The sequence below is a fragment of the Micromonospora sp. B11E3 genome (assembly GCF_039871625.1).
GTDB lineage: Bacteria > Actinomycetota > Actinomycetes > Mycobacteriales > Micromonosporaceae > Micromonospora.
The window spans coordinates 1-4,963 of sequence record NZ_JBDPMC010000161.1 but is presented as its reverse complement, the minus strand read 5'-3'; the positions used below and the strand labels follow the sequence as shown (position 1 = coordinate 4,963).

The following is a 4,963-nucleotide window of genomic DNA, read 5'->3' as shown; positions in this document are numbered from 1 at the left end:
CGGCAGCGGTCCGCCCGGCCGGGACACACCGGCGGCCACCGGCGCGGCCACCGCCGCGACGGCCGCCGATCCGGACGCCGAACTGGACTGGACGCCGAACTGGAACAGCTGCGAGCCCGGGCCGCACGCATCGCCAGCCAGATCGCCGCCCTCAACCGGCGAATGAGCGAACTGCGACGGCAGATCGAGGCCCACCAGCGACACCGCCACGGCTGACCACGGAAGGCGGTCACACCAAGGCATTACCAATGTGATGGCCACGCGCCCCCCGGCCGGGGAGGCGATTCCGTGGAATCGCGGGCGCCGGCCGGGCGGCGTCGTGAACAGTGCGGCGTCGCCGCAGCAAGTTGGAGGAAAAGGCAGACTTTTGGCCGCCGCCGAGCCGTGTCGGACGCCGAGCGCCGGCAGCCGCCGTCGAGTGTCCGGCGTCCGCCGCCCCGTCCCTACGGGGCGGGCCACCGCGCCGTCGTAGCCACATCCTGCGACGTTCCTGGTGCGCTCGCCTACCTCTGAAGTAGTGTTGATGTCATGTCGATGCCGTTGGAGTCCGTGCCGTTCTCCGAACTGCTGCGCCAGCCGGCGGAAACCGCCGAGCGGCTGGCCCGCGCCCGGGCGGTGCGGCTGCGCCGCCGTGACGCCGCTGACCTGGTGCTGATGTCCGCCGACCGGGCCGAGGCCGAAGGTGAGGTGGTGGACCTGACTGCCCGGCTGCTGGCCAGCCTGGTCCGCCGCGACCCCGGCCTGGTGCGCGAGGCGCTGCCGACCGTGCTGCCATGGGTGCGGTTCCTCCCGCCCGCCGACGCCAAGCAGATGGCCGGCGAGTTCATCGCCACCGCCGAGGCCGCCGCCGCGGTGGGCAACACCGCGGCGCTGTCGCAACTGCTCGCCGAGTGGCGGCACACCGCCGAAATCCACGCCGACCCCGACCTGCAGCGGGTTCTGACCGCGCCGAGCGCCGACGACTTCGGGCTGGTCGCGCGCCCGGACGGCGAGTGAGCGTCAAGCGCGGCGACCGGGCCACGCCGCCACCGCGCCCCGGCGGCTACACCCTGCGCTTCGCCACCAACGACGCGGCCAAGGGCTGGGAAGAGCTGTGTCGCCAGGCCGCGGCCAACACCCGCGCCGCGTTCGACGCCATCGAGGCCAGCCCTTGCCCCGCACCACCGACCAGCCGCCAGCACCCGCTCAAAGGCTCTCTCGCCGCCGGTGTGCACAACGGCAAGACGCTGCCACAGTGGCAGTACGAGGTCACCGCCGGCGGCCGCGTCTGGTACCTCGTCGACCACGACACCCGCACCTGCTGGATCAAGCACGCCGGCACCGGACACCCCAAGGCCACCGACTAACTGCAGCTCACCGAGCGGCTGTTCGCCGAAGCGCAACGCCGCGGCGTCACACCGCCCGACCTGATTCGCGAGTACGTCGAGCACGGCCTGGACGCCGCCGACACGATCAGGCCGCCCGCGTCCAGCCGGTGAGGCCGGGCAGCAACGAGGAAACCGTTACCATCCGCCTGGCTGACCTCCACAGCGCGATCGACACCACCGTCAAGCGCGCTACGTGAGACCAGCCGGGACCACATCAGCTGAGATCGAGCTCGCTCAGCCAAGTGGATCTAGTTCCAACGCCGTTCAGTTAGGCGTGGGCGGGGTCGGTCAAGGGTGTGTTGATCAGGAAGTGAGAAGCGGGGTTCCGGTATCAAGGTTTGTCACTCCAAGACAACCCGAACCAGGAACCCCGCTCGGTGGATCAGATTGCCATAACACGGACGGTCTCGGTAGCTGCCGGACCGTTCGCGGCGGGTCATCTCGGTGAGTTGACCCGCCTTGTGCCGTTCGAGATGGTCGATGAGGTGCTGGCCGCGACCCGGCGTACGCAGCGACGGGTCCGCCTGTTGCCGGCCCGGGTCGTGGTGTACCTGCTGCTGGCCGGCTGTCTGTTCGCCGGCCTCGGCTACCGGCAGGTGTGGGCGAAACTCGTCGCCGGCCTGCGCGGGCTACCGGTGCCCGATCCCAGCGGCAGTGCGTTGCGGCAGGCCCGGCAACGACTCGGCCCGGCCCCACTGCGGGCCTTGTTCGACCTGCTACGAGGCCCAGCGGCCACCGGTGCCGTCGCTGCGGTGTGGTGGCGTGGCCTGCTGCCGGTCGTCATCGACGGCACCGTCATCGCCGTAGCGGACTCGCCGGCCAACCTGCGTCGCTACGTCAAACACCGGTGTAACAACGGCGGCTCCGGCTACCCGACACTGCGGCTGAGCGCCCTGCTGGCCTGCGGCACCCGCTCGATACTCGACGCCGTGTTCGACCCGAGCACCACCGGCGAGACAGTCCAAGCCGAGCGACTCGCCCGCAGCCTACGCGCCGGGATGCTGCTCCTGGCCGACCGTAACTACGCCGCCGCCGACCTGATCACCACATTCACCGCGACCGGAGCGGACCTGCTGATCCGCTGCAAGACCGGCCGCAAGCTTCCGCTGATCCGCCGTTACCGCGACGGTTCCTGGCTGTCGGTCATCGGCGGCCAGCACGTCCGCGTGATCGAGGCCCGGATCAGCATCACCACCACCGCCGGCCACCACACCGGCGACTACCGGCTCATCACCACCCTGCTCGACCCGCGTCGCTACCCCGCCGCCGACCTCGTCGCCCTCTACCACCAGCGATGGGAGATCGAGACCGCCTACCTGGAACTCAAATCCACCATCCTCGGCGGCCGGGTCCTGCGCGCCCGCACCCCCGACGGCGTCGACCAGGAGATCTACGCCCTGCTGATCGTCTACCAGGTACTGCGGACCGCCATGGTCGACGCCACCGACAGCCGACCCGGCCTCGACCCGGACCGGGCCAGTTTCACCACCGCCCTCCACGCCGCCCGCGACCAGATCACCCTGGCCGCCGGCATCATCGCCGACACCGTCATCGACCTGGTCGGCGCCATCGGCGAACGTGTCCTGGCCGATCTGCTGCCCGACCGCCGCATCCGCACCAAAACCCGCATGATCAAACGCTCGAACTCCAAGTACCAGGCCCGCGGACCGAACATCGATCGCCGCACCTACAAGGCCACCACCAGCATCGACGTCATCACCAATGAGCCTTGACCAACCAGCCACCGCCCTAACTGAACGGCGTTGGATCTAGTTCTGGCTGATGGGTGGGAGGCGATCCGGTGTGACCGTGGTTCCCGACCCGGCGGTCCTGGGGGCCGACCGCGCGATGCGGATCGCCCGTGAGGCTGTCGGCATTGCCGGCCTTCAACACGGCCGGCTGGAGATGCTTCGCATGGGCTCAAACGCGATCTTCCGACTGGGCGGAGCCGTGGTCAGAGTCGCTAGGGACCCCTCCGGCGTCGAAGTAGCAACGGGAGAAGTGAGGGTCGCCAACGCGCTGATTTCGGCTGGGGTGCCTTGCGTATCTCTGGCGGTGAGTGATGACCGGGACGGGCGGCATACGCGGCGTCACCTCCGGAGGGGCCGACGGTCGAGCCTCCGAGGGTACGAGCCGTCCTCGCGATCTTGCCATCCGTCTTTTCGCTGCTCAGGGCATGCTGGCGGCCACCACTACCCACCCGTGAGGCGTTGCGTCCTCAACGATTCGTACGAGTGTGCGATGGCGGGTGCGAACGAAGCCGCAGCCGAACTCCCTCGCGATCAAGCGCCTCACTGGTACGCAGCGCCAGGCCGTCGGACAGTAGCGATAAAGCGGCCAACGGCAATCCGGACAAAAACGGCCCCCGCTGGGGGCCGTTCCTGCCGTATCTCTCGGCGTCCTTCGGAAGCGAGTGCGGCCCGAAGGTTGCCGAGTAGCCTCCACGCAGATGCCCCCGCCCGATTGGGCGTCAGACGCCTCGGAGGCTCTCGATGGCTCGGATGATGAGCTGCCGGGCAGGCTCGTCGAACACCGCCTCGGCGTTAAGTCGGTCCATCGCGTGAGCGTAGGCCCCGGCCTCGTCACCGTGATGCATCGTCTCCCCGATGAACGTCTCCACGACGGCCAGGTCGTCGAACAGGATGAAGCCGTTCTGGGGTGCGGTCGGCAGGTACACCCCGAAGGGAATGATCCCGAACTGGAGGTTGGGCATCCCGGCGAGCGCCAGCAGACGGTCGAGCTGGGCGAGCTGAACCTCGGCCGGGCAGAGCAGCAGCCGCAGGGCCGCCTCGGTGACGACGAACTCGCTCGCCGAGTACGCCGACCGGGTGCCGCAGGCCCTGGTCTACTCGCCGGCCGTCGCGGTCGGCTTGGTCGCGGCGGTGGCCGGTGGTAGTCGGCTGGTCCGGTGGGTCGATGACCGCCGGCACCCCTTGGCGGTGTACGTCGACGAGGACGACCTCGACCCGTACGGCAAGGCGCTGCTGGCCCGGGTCCGGGCGCAGCGGCTGGCACGCGGGGAGGTGTGCTGATGGCCGGCCTGCTGGTGGTGCGGGTGCACCTGGACTGGACCGGGCCGGGCCACTACGAGCACGGCCGGTCGCTGCCCTGCCGGGTGTGCGGCACCGACACGAAGATGCGCGACGGCCGGGGGCAGGCGTGCCACCAGTCGTGCGCGGAGGACGAGATCGCCCGGGAGCTGCTCGGCGCCGGCCGGGCGCTGATCGATGACGAGCGGGTGCCGGCACCGGCTCGGATGCTGCAGGAGGTGGCGCGGTGACGGCGCTGCACAACGGCACGGACCTGGGCCAACTGGCCCTGCGGGACCGGCGGGTGGGTCGGGAGCTGGCCGCCGCCGAGCGGGAGCGGCTGCTCGCCGAGCAGCGGATCGCATGCCAGGACGCGGACGCCGAGCGTCGGCTGCGGATGCAGGAAGGCGAGATCCAGCTCGCGTCGCAGCGCGACCAGCTTAGAGGTCGCGCAGATAGGTCAAGATCATGGGCGTCGGGTGGGACGGTTGTCCCAGCGGTAGAGGGTCCATGCCTGCCGGATCAGGCTACGTAGAGTGATGATTGCGTCGGCGAGGTCGAAGAACG

Annotated in this window: 7 protein-coding genes and 1 pseudogene; 5 read left to right on the top strand and 3 right to left on the bottom strand. The window is 69.9% G+C overall.

Translation table 11 applies throughout. The features are described from left to right. Positions 1 to 210, bottom strand: a 210-nt coding sequence (locus ABGB16_RS33145; RefSeq protein WP_347672004.1) for a hypothetical protein, incomplete at its 3' end; no start/stop codon positions are given. Positions 211 to 528: 318 nt separating this feature from the next. Here ABGB16_RS33145 and ABGB16_RS33140 point away from each other — a divergent pair. From ABGB16_RS33140 to ABGB16_RS33130, 3 genes are all read left to right on the top strand, one after another. Continuing rightward, positions 529 to 996, top strand: coding sequence for a hypothetical protein (locus ABGB16_RS33140; RefSeq protein ID WP_347672003.1), 468 nt, complete (start codon positions 529 to 531; stop codon positions 994 to 996). Next, positions 993 to 1,346 (top strand): hypothetical protein, encoded by a 354-nt coding sequence (locus tag ABGB16_RS33135; protein ID WP_347672002.1) that lies wholly within the window; start codon positions 993 to 995, stop codon positions 1,344 to 1,346. Before ABGB16_RS33140 ends, ABGB16_RS33135 begins: the two co-directional genes overlap by 4 nt. 398 nt (positions 1,347 to 1,744) lie before the next feature. Then, on the top strand, positions 1,745 to 3,100 hold the full coding sequence (locus tag ABGB16_RS33130; RefSeq protein ID WP_347672001.1) for an IS4 family transposase: 1,356 nt from the start codon (positions 1,745 to 1,747) through the stop codon (positions 3,098 to 3,100). A 737-nt stretch (positions 3,101 to 3,837) separates the two neighbouring features. On the opposite strand, the gene ABGB16_RS33125 is transcribed toward ABGB16_RS33130, so the two are convergent. After that, the gene (locus tag ABGB16_RS33125) at positions 3,838 to 4,140 is read right to left on the bottom strand and encodes a Scr1 family TA system antitoxin-like transcriptional regulator (protein WP_347672005.1); all 303 of its coding nucleotides are present in this window, start codon (positions 4,138 to 4,140) and stop codon (positions 3,838 to 3,840) included. Positions 4,141 to 4,159: 19 nt separating this feature from the next. Here ABGB16_RS33125 and ABGB16_RS33120 point away from each other — a divergent pair, with 19 nt between their 5' ends. Continuing rightward, entirely contained in the window at positions 4,160 to 4,399 is a 240-nt protein-coding gene (locus tag ABGB16_RS33120) for a hypothetical protein (RefSeq protein WP_347672000.1), read from the top strand. Next, complete coding sequence (locus tag ABGB16_RS33115; RefSeq protein WP_347671999.1) at positions 4,399 to 4,647, top strand: hypothetical protein; 249 nt, start codon at positions 4,399 to 4,401, stop codon at positions 4,645 to 4,647. Before ABGB16_RS33120 ends, ABGB16_RS33115 begins: the two co-directional genes overlap by 1 nt. A gap of 215 nt (positions 4,648 to 4,862) precedes the next feature. Here the strand turns inward: ABGB16_RS33115 and ABGB16_RS33110 are convergent. Beyond that, positions 4,863 to 4,963: pseudogene (locus ABGB16_RS33110) on the bottom strand (IS5/IS1182 family transposase); the annotation flags it as partial.